Annotated in this window: 9 protein-coding genes; 8 read left to right on the top strand and 1 reads right to left on the bottom strand. The window is 74.6% G+C overall.

Annotated elements, in window-relative coordinates; all coding sequences use genetic code 11:
* The 8 genes from nusA to IEZ20_RS28990 all read left to right on the top strand — a co-directional run bounded on the left by nusA (window position 1) and on the right by IEZ20_RS28990 (window position 12007).
* Complete coding sequence (nusA, locus tag IEZ20_RS29025) at window positions 1-987, top strand: transcription termination factor NusA (protein ID WP_189304122.1); 987 nt, start codon at window positions 1-3, stop codon at window positions 985-987.
* 122 nt (window positions 988-1109) lie between these two features.
* Window positions 1110-1406 carry a YlxR family protein gene (locus tag IEZ20_RS29020; protein ID WP_189304120.1) on the top strand — a complete coding sequence of 99 codons (297 nt, stop codon included), beginning with the start codon at window positions 1110-1112 and terminating at the stop codon, window positions 1404-1406.
* A 145-nt stretch (window positions 1407-1551) separates the two neighbouring features.
* On the top strand, window positions 1552-4626 hold the full coding sequence (gene infB / locus IEZ20_RS29015) for a translation initiation factor IF-2 (RefSeq protein ID WP_189304118.1): 3075 nt from the start codon (window positions 1552-1554) through the stop codon (window positions 4624-4626).
* 164 nt (window positions 4627-4790) lie between these two features.
* The gene (locus tag IEZ20_RS29010) at window positions 4791-5084 is read left to right on the top strand and encodes a DUF503 domain-containing protein (RefSeq protein ID WP_059252917.1); all 294 of its coding nucleotides are present in this window, start codon (window positions 4791-4793) and stop codon (window positions 5082-5084) included.
* Window positions 5085-5138: 54 nt separating this feature from the next.
* Window positions 5139-5594, top strand: coding sequence for a 30S ribosome-binding factor RbfA (gene rbfA / locus IEZ20_RS29005; protein WP_189304115.1), 456 nt, complete (start codon window positions 5139-5141; stop codon window positions 5592-5594).
* Window positions 5591-6496 (top strand): tRNA pseudouridine(55) synthase TruB, encoded by a 906-nt coding sequence (gene truB, locus IEZ20_RS29000; protein ID WP_189304113.1) that lies wholly within the window; start codon window positions 5591-5593, stop codon window positions 6494-6496. The genes rbfA and truB overlap by 4 nt, the downstream gene beginning before the upstream one ends.
* A gap of 281 nt (window positions 6497-6777) precedes the next feature.
* Entirely contained in the window at window positions 6778-10929 is a 4152-nt protein-coding gene (locus IEZ20_RS28995) for a trypsin-like peptidase domain-containing protein (protein WP_229896301.1), read from the top strand.
* A 130-nt stretch (window positions 10930-11059) separates the two neighbouring features.
* A complete protein-coding gene (locus tag IEZ20_RS28990; protein ID WP_189304111.1) occupies window positions 11060-12007 on the top strand; it encodes a bifunctional riboflavin kinase/FAD synthetase in 948 nt (315 codons plus the stop codon).
* 79 nt (window positions 12008-12086) lie between these two features.
* Here the strand turns inward: IEZ20_RS28990 and IEZ20_RS28985 are convergent, their stop codons facing one another.
* A complete protein-coding gene (locus IEZ20_RS28985; protein ID WP_229896300.1) occupies window positions 12087-15551 on the bottom strand; it encodes an SCO5717 family growth-regulating ATPase in 3465 nt (1154 codons plus the stop codon).
* Window positions 15552-15822: the final 271 nt, after the last annotated feature.

Raw genomic sequence — 15822 nt, 5'->3', positions numbered from 1 at the left:
GTGGACATCGACATGAGTGCCCTGCGGGGCTTGGTTCGGGAGAAGGAGATCTCCTTCGACCTGCTGGTCGAGGCGATCGAGTCGGCCCTCCTCATCGCCTACCACCGCACCGAGGGAAGCCGCCGACACGCGCGCGTGGAGCTCAACCGGGAGACCGGGCATGTGACCGTGTGGGCGAAGGAGGACCCCGAGGACCTCGCGGACGGCCAGGAGGTCCGTGAGTTCGACGACACCCCGTCCGGCTTCGGCCGTATCGCCGCCACCACCGCCAAGCAGGTGATCCTGCAGCGGCTGCGCGACGCCGAGGACGACGCGACGCTCGGCGAGTACGCCGGCCGCGAGGGCGACATCGTCACCGGCGTGGTCCAGCAGGGCCGCGACCCGAAGAACGTGCTGGTGGACATCGGCAAGCTGGAGGCCATCCTGCCGGTGCAGGAGCAGGTGCCCGGCGAGACCTACCCGCACGGCATGCGCATCAGGTCGTACGTCGTCCGGGTGGCCAAGGGCGTGCGCGGGCCGTCCGTCACGCTCTCCCGTACGCACCCCAACCTGGTGAAGAAGCTCTTCGCCCTGGAGGTGCCGGAGATCGCCGACGGCTCGGTCGAGATCGCGGCCATCGCCCGTGAGGCCGGTCACCGCACGAAGATCGCCGTACGGTCCACCCGTTCGGGCCTGAACGCCAAGGGCGCCTGCATCGGCCCCATGGGCGGCCGGGTGCGCAACGTCATGGGCGAGCTGAACGGCGAGAAGATCGACATCGTCGACTGGTCGGACGACCCGGCCGAGATGGTGGCGAACGCACTGTCACCCGCCCGGGTGAGCAAGGTGGAGGTCGTGGACATGGCCTCCCGCTCCGCACGGGTGACCGTGCCGGACTACCAGCTGTCGCTGGCGATCGGCAAGGAGGGCCAGAACGCCCGCCTCGCCGCCCGGCTCACCGGCTGGCGCATCGACATCCGGCCCGACACCGAGCAGGCCGGGGAGTAGACCGGGGGCAGCTCCGGGCGCCGGGGGAATAGATCCAGGCCGCCCGGCGCTGAGATCACGACAACAGCCGTTCGATTTTTGCCCCAAAGGGGTGAGGTCGGTGCGGGGAGGTAGACTTAACTGTGTCTGGCCGGACGCACACCCGAGCATGCCCTGAACGCACCTGTGTGGGGTGTCGGGAGCGGGCGGCCAAGAACGATCTCCTGCGGATCGTGGAGAGCGGGGACGCATGCGTCCCCGATCCTCGCGGTACGCTGCCCGGCCGGGGTGCCTACGTACACCCCGCCCTGGTCTGTCTCGACCAGGCGGTACGCCGCCGGGCGTTCCCGCGGGCACTGCGCGTCCCGGGAGCGCTCGACACAAAGGCGTTGCGCCAGTACGTCGAGCAGACAACAGTTGCCGAGCAGGCAACGACGTAAGACATGCCGTACGGAACCCCGTGCGGTCTGGTACCTCGCGAGTCGAAAGCAGGTCGAGATTGCGATGAGCACTCGATGAGTACGCGATGAGTACGCCCATGAACTAGCGACGGTCCGGCTTCAACCCGGACCTCAAAGGAGCGAAGTGGCTAAGGTCCGGGTATACGAACTCGCCAAGGAGTTCGGTGTCGAGAGCAAGGTCGTCATGGCCAAGCTCCAGGAACTCGGTGAATTCGTCCGTTCGGCGTCTTCGACCATCGAAGCGCCGGTTGTACGCAAGCTGACCGACGCCTTCCAGGGCGGTGGCAGCGGCAAGTCCGCGAAGCCCGCCCCGCGCAAGGCCGCCCCCAAGCCCGCCGCGCCCTCTCCGGCGCAGGCGGCACGTCCGGCTGCCCCGGCCCCCCGGCCGGCTGCCCCCAAGCCTCCGACGGCGCCCGCTGCCCAGCAGCCGGCCGCCCCGTCGGCCCCCGCGGCACCCGCGCCGGCCCCCGGCCCGCGTCCGGTGCCCGGTCCCAAGCCCGCGCCGCGCCCGGCCCCGGCCGCCCCGGAGTTCACCGCTCCGCCGGCTGCCCCGGCCGCGCAGACCCCGCAGGCTCCGGCCGCCCAGGGTCCGCGTACCGGCGGCGCCCGTCCCGGTGCCCCGAAGCCCGGCGGTTCCCGTCCGGCTCCCGGCCAGGGCCAGGCGCCCCGTCCGGGTCAGGGCGGTCAGCGTCCCGGCGGCCAGGCCGCGCGTCCGGGCGCCCGTCCGGCCGGTCCGCGCCCGGGCAACAACCCCTTCACCTCCGGCGGCAACGCCGGCATGGCCCGCCCGCAGGCCCCGCGCCCGCAGGGCGGTCCGCGTCCCGGCCCCGGCGGTCCCGGCGGCGCCCCGCGTCCGCAGGCGACCGGCGCCCAGGGCGGCGGTCCGCGTCCGCAGGCTCCGGGCGGTCCCCGTCCGACCCCGGGCTCGATGCCGCGTCCGCAGGCCGGTCCCCGTCCCGGCGGCGGCCCCGGCGGCCCGCGTCCGAACCCCGGCATGATGCCGCAGCGTCCCGCTGCGGGCCCGCGTCCGGGCGGTGGCCCCGGCGGCCGTGGCCCCGGTGGCGGCGGTCGTCCCGGTGGCGGCGGCGGTCGTCCGGGCGGCGGCGGCTTCGCCGGTCGTCCGGGTGGCGGTGGCGGCGGCTTCGCCGGCCGTCCTGCCGGTCCCGGTGGCGGTGGCGGCGGCTTCGCCGGCCGTCCGGGTGGTCCCGGCGGTGGCGGCGGTGGCCGTCCCGGCTTCGGTGGCCGTCCCGGCGGTCCCGGTGGCCGCGGTGGCACGCAGGGTGCCTTCGGCCGTCCCGGCGGTCCCGCGCGTCGTGGCCGCAAGTCGAAGCGGCAGAGGCGCCAGGAGTACGAGGCCATGCAGGCCCCGAGCGTCGGCGGCGTGATGCTGCCGCGCGGCAACGGCGAGACCATCCGTCTCTCCCGCGGCGCGTCGCTCACCGACTTCGCGGAGAAGATCAACGCCAACCCGGCGTCGCTCGTCGCGGTCATGATGAACCTCGGCGAGATGGTCACCGCGACCCAGTCCGTCTCCGACGAGACCCTCCAGCTCCTCGCCGGCGAGATGAACTACTCGGTTCAGATCGTCAGCCCGGAGGAGGAGGACCGCGAGCTGCTGGAGTCCTTCGACATCGAGTTCGGCGAGGACGAGGGCGACGAGGAGGACCTGGTGGTCCGTCCGCCGGTCGTCACCGTCATGGGTCACGTCGACCACGGTAAGACCCGACTGCTCGACGCCATCCGCAAGACGAACGTCATCGCGGGCGAGGCCGGCGGCATCACCCAGCACATCGGTGCCTACCAGGTCGCGACCGAGGTCAACGACGAAGAGCGCAAGATCACCTTCATCGACACCCCGGGTCACGAGGCGTTCACCGCCATGCGTGCCCGTGGTGCGAAGTCGACCGACATCGCGATCCTGGTCGTCGCGGCCAACGACGGCGTCATGCCGCAGACGGTCGAGGCGCTCAACCACGCCAAGGCGGCCGACGTGCCGATCGTCGTCGCGGTCAACAAGATCGACGTCGAGGGCGCCGACCCGACCAAGGTGCGCGGTCAGCTGACCGAGTACGGCCTGGTGGCCGAGGAGTACGGCGGCGACACCATGTTCGTCGACATCTCCGCCAAGCAGGGTCTGCACATCGACTCGCTGCTGGAGGCCGTGATCCTCACGGCCGACGCCTCGCTCGACCTGCGGGCCAACCCGAACCAGGACGCGCAGGGCATCTCGATCGAGTCCCGTCTCGACCGCGGCCGCGGTGCCGTGGCGACGGTCCTCGTCCAGCGAGGCACGCTGCGGGTCGGCGACACGATGGTCGTGGGCGACGCCTACGGTCGCGTGCGCGCCATGCTCGACGACAACGGCAACAACGTCGCCGAGGCCGGCCCCTCGACGCCGGTCCAGGTCCTGGGCCTGACCAACGTCCCGGGTGCGGGCGACAACTTCCTGGTGGTGGACGAGGACCGTACGGCCCGTCAGATCGCCGAGAAGCGCGCCGCCCGCGAGCGGAACGCCGCCTTCGCCAAGCGCACGCGCCGCGTGTCGCTGGAGGACCTGGACAAGGTGCTCAAGGCCGGCGAGGTCCAGCAGCTGAACCTGATCATCAAGGGTGACGCTTCTGGTTCGGTCGAGGCCCTGGAGTCCTCCCTGCTCCAGCTGGACGTCGGCGAAGAGGTCGACATCCGCGTCCTGCACCGCGGCGTCGGTGCGGTCACGGAGTCCGACATCGACCTGGCGATGGGCTCCGACGCCATCGTGATCGGCTTCAACGTCCGCGCGGCCGGCCGCGCGGCGCAGATGGCCGAGCGCGAGGGCGTGGACGTCCGGTACTACTCGGTCATCTACCAGGCGATCGAGGAGATCGAGGCGGCCCTGAAGGGCATGCTCAAGCCGGAGTACGAAGAGGTCGAGCTGGGTACGGCGGAGATCCGCGAGGTCTTCAAGTCGTCCAAGCTGGGCAACATCGCCGGTGTGCTCATCCGCTCCGGCGAGGTCAAGCGCAACACCAAGGCCCGCCTCATCCGCGACGGCAAGGTGGTCGCGGAGAACCTCAACATCGAGGGTCTGCGTCGCTTCAAGGACGACGTCACCGAGATCCGCGAAGGCTACGAGGGTGGTATCAACCTCGGAAACTTCAACGACATCAAGGTCGACGACGTCATCGCGACGTACGAGATGCGGGAGAAGCCGCGGGCGTAACGCCTGGGGTTCGTGCTGGCCGGCGGGACTGCGGTCCTGCCGGCCAGCGCGCCGTTTTCCGCCCCCGGCCGGAGCGCCGGGAAACCCGGTCGAGCCGCCGGCGGGCAAGCGGTACGGTGGCTCCAGGCCATCGATCCCGTACCGGCGGGTAAACCGGCACAAACATGTACGTGGGGACTCTGTCCTTCGACCTCCTCCTCGGTGACGTCCACTCGCTGAAGGAGAAACGCTCCGTCGTCCGCCCGATCGTCGCCGAACTCCAACGGAAGTACGCGGTGAGCGCGGCCGAGGTGGACCACATGGACCTCCACCGGCGAGCGATCATCGGCCTCGCCATGGTCTCCGGCGACGCGGCGCACCTCACCGACGTACTGGACCGGTGTGAACGGCTGGTCGCCGCCCGCCCGGAGGTGGAGCTGCTGTCGGTCCGACGCCGCTTCCACGGCGAGGACGACTGACCACGACCAGACCACAGAACGACACAAGCAAGAGAAAGAACGGGAGACGGACCAGTGGCCGACAACGCGCGGGCGAAAAGGCTGGCGGACCTCATCCGAGAGGTGGTGGCCCAGAAGCTGCAGCGCGGGATCAAGGACCCGCGGCTCGGCTCACACGTCACCATCACGGACACCCGGGTCACGGGTGACCTGCGGGAGGCGACCGTCTTCTACACGGTCTACGGCGACGACGAGGAGCGGAAGGCCGCGGCCGCCGGCCTGGAGAGCGCCAAGGGCATCCTGCGCTCCGAGGTGGGCCGTGCGGCCGGGGTAAAGTTCACCCCGACCCTGACCTTCGTCGCGGACGCCCTGCCGGACACCGCCCGGACCATCGAGGACCTCCTCGACAAGGCCCGGCAGTCCGACGAGAAGGTGCGCGAGGCGGCCACGGGCGCCGCGTACGCCGCCGGCGCCGACCCCTACCGGAAGCCGGCCGAGGACACCGACACGGACGGCGACGCCACCGAATGACCCAGAAGCACACCACGCCCGACGGCCTCGTCATCGTCGACAAGCCGTCGGGCTTCACTTCGCACGACGTGGTCGCCAAGATGCGTGGGATCGCCAGGACCCGCCGCGTCGGCCACGCCGGCACCCTCGACCCCATGGCGACCGGCGTCCTGGTCCTCGGCATCGAGCGCGCCACCAAGCTCCTCGGGCACCTCGCGCTCACCGAGAAGGAGTACCTGGGCACCATCCGCCTGGGCCAGAACACCCTCACCGACGACGCCGAGGGCGAGATCACCTCGTCCACCGACGCCTCCAAGGTGACCCGGGACGCCATCGACGCCGGCATCGCCAAGCTCACCGGCGACATCATGCAGGTGCCGTCCAAGGTCAGCGCCATCAAGATCGACGGCGTGCGGTCGTACAAGCGGGCCCGCGAGGGCGAGGAATTCGAGATCCCCGCCCGGCCCGTGACGATCACCTCCTTCGCGGTGTACGACGTCCGGGACGCGGTCGCCGAGGACGGCACGCCCGTGCTCGACCTGGTGGTGTCGGTGGTCTGCTCCTCCGGCACCTACATCCGCGCCCTCGCCCGCGACCTGGGCGCCGGCCTCGGCGTCGGCGGCCACCTCACCGCGCTGCGCCGGACGCGCGTCGGGCCGTACAAGCTGGACGCGGCCAGGACGCTGGACCAGCTCCAGCAGGAGCTGACCGTGATGCCGATCGCCGAGGCGGCCGCCGCCGCGTTCCCGCAGTGGCAGGTCGACGCCCGGCGCGCCCGGCTGCTGCTGAACGGCGTCCGGCTGGACATGCCCGACGAGTACGCGGGCGCCGGCCCCGTGGCCGTCTTCGGCACCGACGGCGGCTTCCTCGCGCTCGTCGAGCAGCACAAGGGCAAGGCGAAGAGCCTGGCCGTTTTCGGCTGAGGCGGGGCGGGAGCCTGACTGTCTTCGGGTGAGGCGGGGCCCCGTCTGCCGTGGAGCGGCGGCCGGGCACGGGTCGTGCCCCTGCCGCCGCTCCACGGTCCCCCCTCGGTTCCCCACCTCTAGGGTTATCCAGCAGCCCCCGCCCATTCACCCGACCGGGCAGGCGCTCGGAGTGAACCGGGGGAGCGGAAGGGGGCGCGTTCCGCACGTGTCCTGTCCCGCCGATCATCCCGCGCCTACCGTCGAGGACAGGGCACGGGGACGGGCGGGGAGGTACGGCCATGGAAGAACGGGGCCCCCGCAGCGGAGGCGGGCACCAGGAGCGGGAACAGGCGAACGGCGGACCGGGCGCCGGCGGCACCGACGCCGGTCGCGCCGAGGCAGCGCTCGTCCGGATCCGGGACCTGACCGGGCGCCCGCGCGGGGTCGGCTTCCTCGCCGACCACGAGGGCACCCTGCTCACCAGCCACGAGTCGGTCGACGGCCTGTCCCGGCTGGTGCTGCACGCCCCCGGGGACGGTACGCGCGGGGACCGCACCCGCGTCGTCCCGGCCGACGCGGTCACCCCGCTGCCCGCCCTCGACCTCGCCCTGGTGCACACCGAGGGCCTGGGCGTGGACCCGCTGCCGCTGACCGTACGGGAGCGGATCCCCGCCGGTACGTACGTCCGGCTCGCCGCCGGCTGCTGGCGCGAGGCGCGGGTGCTGGCCGCCACCGAGGCGACGTACACCGCCACGGACGGATTCCACCGGCTGGAGGACGTGCTGGAGCTGGCCATCGGCACGGCGGGCCGCGACGCGCTCCGGATCGGCGGAGCGGCCGGGGGACCGGTGCTCGACGCCCGCACCGGCGCCGTCCTCGGCGTCCTCGGCACCGCCCTGCACACCGCCGAACGCGACGCGGGCTTCGCGGTGCCGCTGCGGCCCGCCGACGGCGCCCTCGCCGCCCTGCTCACCCGCAACGCGACCACCGTGCCCGCCTACGGCGCCGACCTCAACCTCGCCGGCATCCTCCAGCTGGCCGCCACCTCGGTGGGCCAGGACGGCCCCCCGAGCGCCCCGGAGCCGCTCGAACGCGCCGGCGTCACCCGGGAGCTGGCCGCCTTCACCACCGGCGACCGGCCGGTGCTCGGCCTCGTCGGCGCCCCGGGCAGCGGCCGTACGACGGAACTCGCGGCCCTCGCCGCCCGCCGCGCCCTGGGTGAGCGCCCCGCCCCCACCCTGTGGCTGCGCGGCGCCGACCTCAAGGACACCGACGACTCGCTGGCCGACGCCGCCCGCCGGGCCCTGCAGCGTGCCGCCCGGATCGTCGCCGCGTCCCGCCGCGTCCAGCCCGAGGACCTCGGCGATCTCACCCCCGAACACCTGGCCCGCCTCGCCGCCCGGGCCGGCCGCCCGCTGCTGCTGCTCCTCGACGCCCCCGAGGAGATGCCCCCCGCCCTGGCCCACCGCCTCCCCGCCTGGGCCCAGGCCACGGCCACCTGGCTGGGCGAAACCGGCACCCGCCTGGTGACGGCCTGCCGCGAGGAGCACTGGGAGCGCGCGGGCAGGGCGTTCCCCGAGCACCTGCTCCACATCCCAGGCGGCCCCGTCACTCCGGCGACCACCGGCATCGAGCCGAAGCGCACGCCGACCGGCCCTGACATCCCGGCCGCCGATGCCTGCCCGGACCGCGGTCAGGGCGCGCCCGCGGCTCCGGCGGCCTGCCCGCACCCCGGCCCGGGCGCCCTCGCGGCGGCGGGCTCGGCGGCTGGTGACGAGCCGACGCGCCCGCCGGTCGGTGAGCCGGGCCGAGCACCGGCCGGCCCGGTCGCCCCGGCGCACGCGGACCACCCGGTCCGCCCGGCCGCCGACCCGGCCTCCTCCACCTCCTCCGCCTCCTCCGCGTCCTCCGCCTTCTTCGCCTCCGTCGCGGTGGAGGGACGCGGGCCCGTTCACGCCCCGGTCGCCGTCCCCGCCCTCGGCCGTCCCGCCGCAGCGTCCGGTGGTCCCAGCGGTGGCCGTTCCGCCGCGGCGTCCGGTGTTCCGAGCGGTGGCCGTAATGCCGCAGCCCCCGCTGCCCCCACCGGCGGCCACCCCACCGCATCGCCCCGCACCCCGGCCTCCCACGCCCCGGCCTCCCACACCCCGGCCTCCCACACCCCGGCTCCCTGCACCTCAGCCCCCGGCACTCCCGGCGACCCCCTGCCCCCCTGTCTGCGGATCGGTGACCTGACCGTCGATGAGGCGCGGCGGGCTCGGGAGCGGTACGGGGTTCCGGAGGGGGTGCTCGGTGACCGGGATGCGCGGCACCCGCTCGCGCTTCGGTTGCTGGGTGAGGTGCGGGCGGCCGTCCCCGGCGCGCCGGTGGCCGGGACTCTCGGCCGGGACGACGTGTTCGCGGCGTACCTCGATTTGATGTGCCTGCGCATCGCGGTCCGCCTCGCCGCCGCGGGCGGCCTGCGCGGCACGGCCGTACGGCGGTTGGCCGCGCGCGTGGCCGGCCAGGTGCACGAGGCCGCCCGGCGCAGCCTCGGCCAGGGGCAGGGGGAACTGGACCGGGAGTCGTTCGAGACCCTGTTCCCCTGGGGACCCGCCTCCGCCCGGCTCGGCGGCGGCACCGGCTGGGCCTCCGCCGTGCTCACCGAGGGCCTCCTCGTGCCGGCCGGCGGCGGCTACCGCTTCGCCCACGAGGAACTGGCCGACTGGATCCAGGGCATGCACCTGGACCTGGACGAGGCCCTGCGCGCCCTGGTGCACCACCCCTGCGAGCCGCGCGGGACCCGCCGTACCGCCCCCGTGGCCCACCACCGCGTCGGTCCCGTCGTCCAGGCCCTGCTGCTCCTCGCCCGCCAGCACGGCCCCCGTCAACTGTCGCTGCGTCTACGGGAGTTGGTGGAGGCCCTGGACCGCGACACCGGCTCCTGGTGGGCCGCCCGGCTGCTCGCCCGCACCCTGCTCCAGGTCCCGGACGCGACGCCGTACACCGAGGTGCTGCGCCTCCTCGCCGACCGTGTCGTCACCTGGCACCGCACCCGGCGGCCCGTACCGGCCGACTTCCGCCCCGCCTTCTGGACCGCCCTGCCCGTCTCCGACGCCGAGCGCCTGGAACTGCTGCGCCGGCTGGTGCTGGCCGACCCGGCGCCGCCCGCGGCCGGCGACCGCTACCTGGATGCCGTGGCCGGTCTGCTCGTCGCCGCCCCCACCGCCGTACAGCCCCTGCTCACCGGCTGGTTCGCCGACGAGCGGCCGCTCCCCGCGACCCCGCACGCCACCGTGGCCACCGCCGCGCAGGCGCTGCTGCACACGCACCGGCACGCCGCCCTGGACCACCTCGTCGAGGCGCTGGTGGCCTGCGCGCACCGCCGCGCCGACGAACTGCTCGCCGTGCTCGCCGAGGAGGAGCCGCCGGCCGTCTGCCGGGCCGTCGACCGCTGGGCGCACGACGAGCGCCCCGTCCGCCGGGTGGCGGCGGTGACCTTCGGGCTGCGCGCCGCCCCCTGTGTCCGCTCGGACCCGGACCGCCGGCTGCTGCGCTACGCCGCCCTCACCCTCCTCGCCCGCCCCGCCGACCGCACCCTGCACGGCGGCGCCCTCGCCCTCCTGGTCCGCGACCCGGACACCCGCGACCGCTACCTGCCCGCGGCCCTGCGCCACTTCGCCGACGGCGACCCGCAGCTCCCGCCCAGCGCCCTGCTCCCGGCCCTGATCACACACCCGGAGCAGGTCCTGGAGGCCCTCCAGGACAGGCTGCGCGCGCCGGGCGCCGACGGGCCGGACACCGCCGCTGTCCTGCGCGGGCTCGCGGAGGCCACCACCCCGGCCCTGGCCCGCCGGGTCGCCGCCCTCGCCCGGGAAGCGGTGCGGCTGCGCCCGGAGACCGCCGGGCCCCTCGCCGGTGGCATCGACCGCCGCCTCGCCCAGGGCCCCACCGCCCGCCCGGTCCTGTTGCCCCTGGTCACCGGCCTGCTCGACGGCGGTCCGGAACCCCTGCGGGCGGCCCTCGCCACCGTCCTCGCCGCCCCCGGTACGGCCGCCTCCCGCCCGCTCCGCCGTGAGCTGCTGGAGGTGCTGCTCGCGGGGGAGCAGGCCCCGGCCGTCCTGGAGGCCGTCCTGCACGCGGTGGTGGAGCGGGGCGCGGTGGGGGAGGAACCCGGGGAAGGAGACGACGCGGGGGCGCAGTCCCGGGAAGAGGGGGCGGTGGAGTCCCGGGGCGAGGCGGGGGAGGCGGAGGTCCGCGGGCTGGTGCACCGTACCGGGCTGCTCCTCGTCCGCACGCCCGAGGGCGCCACCCGCTTCGACCGCGGCCTGGTCGACCTCGGCCGTCACGTGCCCGGCTTCGCCGCCCGCATGGCCCGCTGGCTGACCGACGCCCCGGAGGAGTGGGCCGCCGTGGTCGGCCCCAGCACCCGTCGCATGATCGAGAACCTTGCGGGCGTCCGCGTACCGGCCTGAGCGGCGCCGAGAACGTGCGCCCCGTCACAGCCCCCATGCCGATGCTGGCGCCGGGCACCCGGCATGGCACCCTTAGACCTGCACAAGAGGTCAACGATAGACACGGACACGGGTTCGAGGAGCGGTCACAGTGCAGCGCTGGCGTGGCTTGGAGGACATCCCCCAGGACTGGGGGCGCAGCGTCGTCACCATCGGTTCCTACGACGGCGTCCACCGCGGCCACCAGCTGATCATCAAGCACGCCGTCGACCGCGCCCGCGAACTGGGCGTCCCCGCCGTCGTCGTCACCTTCGACCCGCACCCCAGCGAGGTCGTCCGCCCCGGCAGCCACCCGCCGCTGCTCGCCCCGCACCACCGCCGTGCCGAACTCATGGGCGAGCTGGGCGTCGACGCGGTCCTCATCCTCCCCTTCACCACCGAGTTCTCCAAGCTCTCGCCCGCCGAGTTCGTGGTGAAGGTCCTGGTGGACAAGCTGCACGCCAAGGCGGTCGTGGAGGGCCCGAACTTCCGCTTCGGCCACAAGGCGGCCGGGAACGTCGAGTTCCTCGCCGAGCAGGGCAAGGTCTACGACTTCGAGGTCGAGATCGTCGATCTGTACGTCACCGGTGAGGCCGGCGGCGGCGAACCGTTCTCCTCCACGCTGACCCGCCGCCTGGTCGCCGAGGGCGACGTCGAGGGCGCCCGCGAGATCCTGGGCCGCCCGCACCGTGTGGAGGGCGTCGTCGTCCGCGGCGCCCAGCGCGGCCGGGAACTGGGCTTCCCGACGGCCAACGTCGAGACGCTCCCGCACACCGCGATCCCCGCCGACGGCGTGTACGCCGGGTACCTGCACGCGCAGGACGAGGTCATGCCGGCCGCCATCTCCGTCGGCACGAACCCGCAGTTCGACGGCACCGAACGCACGGTGGAGGCGTACGCCATCGACCGCGTCGGCCTCGACCTGTACGGCCTGCACGTCGCCGTCGACTTCCTCGCCTACGTGCGCGGCCAGGCGAAGTTCGACTCGCTGGAGGCCCTGCTGGAGCAGATGGCCGCGGATGTGAAGCGGTGCCGGCAGATCGTGGCGGCGGAGGAGTAGGTCCGCTCACGGTTCTGTCGCTCTCCGACACGAAAGGGCGGCCGGTGCGAGGAGCACCGGCCGCCCTTTGCCGTGGAACCTACTGCTGGGGCGGAGCCTGCGGGGGCTGCTGGCCCGGCTGGCCCGGCTGGCCCGGCTGGCCCGGCTCAGGCTGGGGCTGCGGGTAGCCGGGCGGCTGGTGCTGTGCCGGATGCTGCGCCGGGTACGGCTGCGGCTGACCCTGCTGCGGCGGGTACGGCTGCTGCGCCGGGGCGTACGGCTGGCCGGGGGCCTGCGGGTACGGCTGCCCGTACAGCTGCTGGCCGGGCATCGGCTGGCCCGGCATGGGCTGGCCGGGCATCTGCTGACCCGGCATGGGCGGCGCGGCCACCGGCGGCGGGTTGCCGTCGCTCGTCCACAGGCCATGCGCCTGCTGGTGGCGGGTGAAGTCCTCGGCGACCATCGCGGCGAGGTTGAAGTACGCCTCGCGCGTCTTCGGCCGCATCATGTCGAGGTCGACCTCGGCACCGGCGGCCAGATGCTCGTCGAAGGGCACGACGATGACCCCGCGGGTGCGGGTCTCGAAGTGCGCCACGATGTCCTCGACCTTGATCATCTTGCCGGTCTCGCGGACCCCGGAGATCACGGTGAGGGACCGGGAGACCAGGTCGGCGTACCCGTGCGCGGACAGCCAGTCCAGCGTCGTACTGGCGCTGCTCGCACCGTCCACGGACGGCGTGGAGATGATGATGAGCTGGTCGGCGAGGTCCAGCACCCCGCGCATGGCGCTGTACAGCAGGCCGGTGCCCGAGTCGGTCAGGATGACGGGGTACTGCCGGCCGAGCACGTCGATCGCGCGGCGGTAGTCCTCGTCGTTGAACGTGGTCGAGACGGCCGGGTCCACGTCGTTGGCGATGATCTCCAGACCGGAGGGAGCCTGGGAGGTGAACCGCCGGATGTCCATGTACGAGTTCAGGTACGGGATGGCCTGGACGAGGTCACGGATGGTGGCCCCGGTCTCCCGGCGCACCCGCCGCCCGAGCGTACCGGCGTCCGGGTTGGCGTCGATGGCGAGGATCTTGTCCTGCCGCTCGGTGGCGAGCGTGGAGCCGAGCGCGGTGGTGGTCGTGGTCTTCCCGACACCGCCCTTGAGGCTGATGACCGCGATCCGGTAGCAGGACAGCACCGGCGTACGGATCAGCTCCAGCTTGCGCTGCCGCTCGGCCTCCTCCTTCCTGCCGCCGAGCTTGAACCGGCCGGCCGCCGCCGTGGGCCGCCCGCTCTTCGCCTTCTGCCTCTTGTTGTTGAGCAGCCGGTCCGAGGACAGCTCGACGGCGGCGGTGTAACCGAGCGGCGCGGCACCGGGGTTGGTCGGCTGCCGCTGGTCGTGCCGGACGGGCTGCGGCCAGGCGGCCCCCGACCGGGGGTCGACCGGAGCCTGGGGCACCTGCGGGGCCTGCGGGGCGCCGGGGGCGGCGTCCGGGGACTGCGGGGGCTGCGGGGTCTGCGCGTTCTGCGGGTTCTGCGGAGACTGGGGGAAGCCGTAACCGCCGGGCTGTACCGGTGCGTTGGGCGCGCCGGTCTGCGGGAAGCCGTAACCGCTCTGCTGCGCCTGCGGGTTGGGTGCACCCGGCTGGGGGAATCCGTAACCGCTCGGCGGGGTCGGCCCGTTGGGGGCCGGCTGGGCCCCCGGAGCCTGCGGGAAGCCGTAACCGCCGGGGGCCGGCTGCGGTGCCGGTGCCGGTGCGGCGGGCGCCCCCGGCTGGTTGGGCTGGTGGGGCTGACCGTCCTGGTGGGGCTGGTGGGGCTGACCGTCCTGGTGGGGCTGGTGGGGCTGGTTCCATGCGGCGGGCGCGGCCTGCGGGGCCTGCGGCTGGAACGGCGGCTGCTGACCGGGCATACCGGGCGGGACCTGGCCGCTCGCCTGCTGCGGCTGCTCACCCGGCATCGGCCCGGGCTGCTGCGGGGCACCCTGCGGGGTTCCGGGCTGCGCGGGCCACTGGGCCGCGGCGGCCGGCGCGGCGGGCTGGTACGACGGCGGCAGCGGCGGCAGCCCGTTCTGCGGCGGGGGCGGCGGGGTCCAGCCGGGCTGGGCACCCTGGGGGACCGGGGCAGCGGGCGGCACGACGGGCTGCGGCGCACCGGTGCCGGGCTGGGGGAAGCCGTAGCCGCCGGGCTGGGCGGGGTGGGGCTGTCCCGGGGTGGGCTGCTGGGTGTCGGCGTGGACCGGAGCGGGCTGCGGCGCGCCGGTGCCGGGCTGGGGGAAGCCGTAGCCGCCGGGCTGGGCGGGATGGGGCTGCTCCGGCGTGGGCTGCTGGGTGTCCGCGGTGGGCGCGGCCGGCTGCGGGGCGACGTTGTCCGAGGGGCCGTTGTCCGAGGGACCGTTGCCCGATGCGGCGCTGTCCGAGGGGCCGTTGCCCGGGACGCTGCCCTCGGGCGTGCCCTCCTGCGACGCGCTGCCCTGGACCTCGGCGTCGGGGACGGCGTCCGCGGGAACGGCGTCCGCGGGGACGGCGTCCGTCACGGCGGCCTCCGCGGACACGGCGTCTCCTGCGCCGGCCCCCGAGATCTCCGCCGCGTCGGACTGCGCGGCGGCGTCGGCGGCACCTTCCTCACCGGTGTCCTGGCCGGCAGCACCGTCCTGCGCCGAAGCCTCCGCGGCGCCGGCCGAAGCGTTCTCCGCGTCGGTCGAGTCGGTGGCACCCTGCGCGACCGAGCCCTCGCCCTGCTCCACCCCGTCGGCAGCGGAGCCGGCCGAGGCGTCGGTGTCGGCCACCGCTCCCTCCTGCGCGGCAGCCTCGCCACCGGCCTCCTCGGCACGGTCCGCGGGGCCCTCGGCGCCGGACGAGGCCCGCACGACCTCCGTACCCGCCGTGCCCTCCGCGGAGCCCTCGCTCCCGGGCTCGGCCGGTGTCCCGGTGGCAGCTGCCGCGCGCTCGGCGATCTCGGCCATCTGGCGCTTCAGGGCGACGGCGGAGAACCGCATGGTCGCCCCGCTCTCCAGGTCACCGTTGTCGGTCTCCGGCTGGACCGCGGCCGGGGCGGCCGGTGTCTCCTGCGCGGCGGGCTGGGGCTGCTGCGGCTCGAACCCCTCGGGCAGCCGCGGCACGGGAACGGGGCTGTCGGCCGGCGGCGCGGGCTGCGCTGCCGGGGCAGCCGGGGGAGCCGGGGGAGCCGGGGGAGCGTACGGGGTGCCCTGCGGCGGAGTGAACGGCGCGCCCTGCGGCGGAGCGTACGGAGTCCCCTGGGGCGGCGTGCCCGTCGGCTGGGCGGCCGGCGGGGGCGGCGTCGGACCCGGAACCGGCGCGCCCGTGGGGAACGGCACCGCGGGGGCGGCCGGGGCGCCCGCGTCACCGCCGGAGCCGGAGCCGCCGGCCCCGGCGAAACCGCCGGCCCCGCCCACTCCGCCCGGGCCTCCCGCCGTACCGGACGCGTTCTGCGTGTACCAGGCGGGGGGAGCGTAGTCGATGGTGAACTCGCCGGTGGTCTCGATGGCCTCCGCGTCGGGCTGGTCATCGCCGGGTGTGTCCCAGCCCCCGCGCATCCCGTCCCGATCGCTGCTCACAGTTCCTCCTGGTGTGGTCGAGCACCCTCATGCCGTGCCGGGGCGACCATGTCGTGTCGTACGAGTCGTCCGTAGTCGTTCGGGGCAGTCCGATGCACCGGCCCTCCCCCCGGGACACCGACGCCCGGTCCACGGGTCCTGCCATCGCGCCCGCTCCCAGCCTAATCACCAGGAGCCACCCCTCGGCAGGCCCGCCCACCTCTCCGCGCCCGCCCACCAGGTCAGAGCCGGCCCGGAAACGCCCCGCGCGCCCCGCACAGCCACCGTCACA

Origin of the sequence: Streptomyces cinerochromogenes, from assembly GCF_014648635.1 — a bacterium.
GTDB classification, from domain to species: domain Bacteria; phylum Actinomycetota; class Actinomycetes; order Streptomycetales; family Streptomycetaceae; genus Streptomyces; species Streptomyces cinerochromogenes.
Note: the sequence above shows the minus strand (reverse complement) of the source record. Positions and strands in the feature narration are given on the sequence as shown.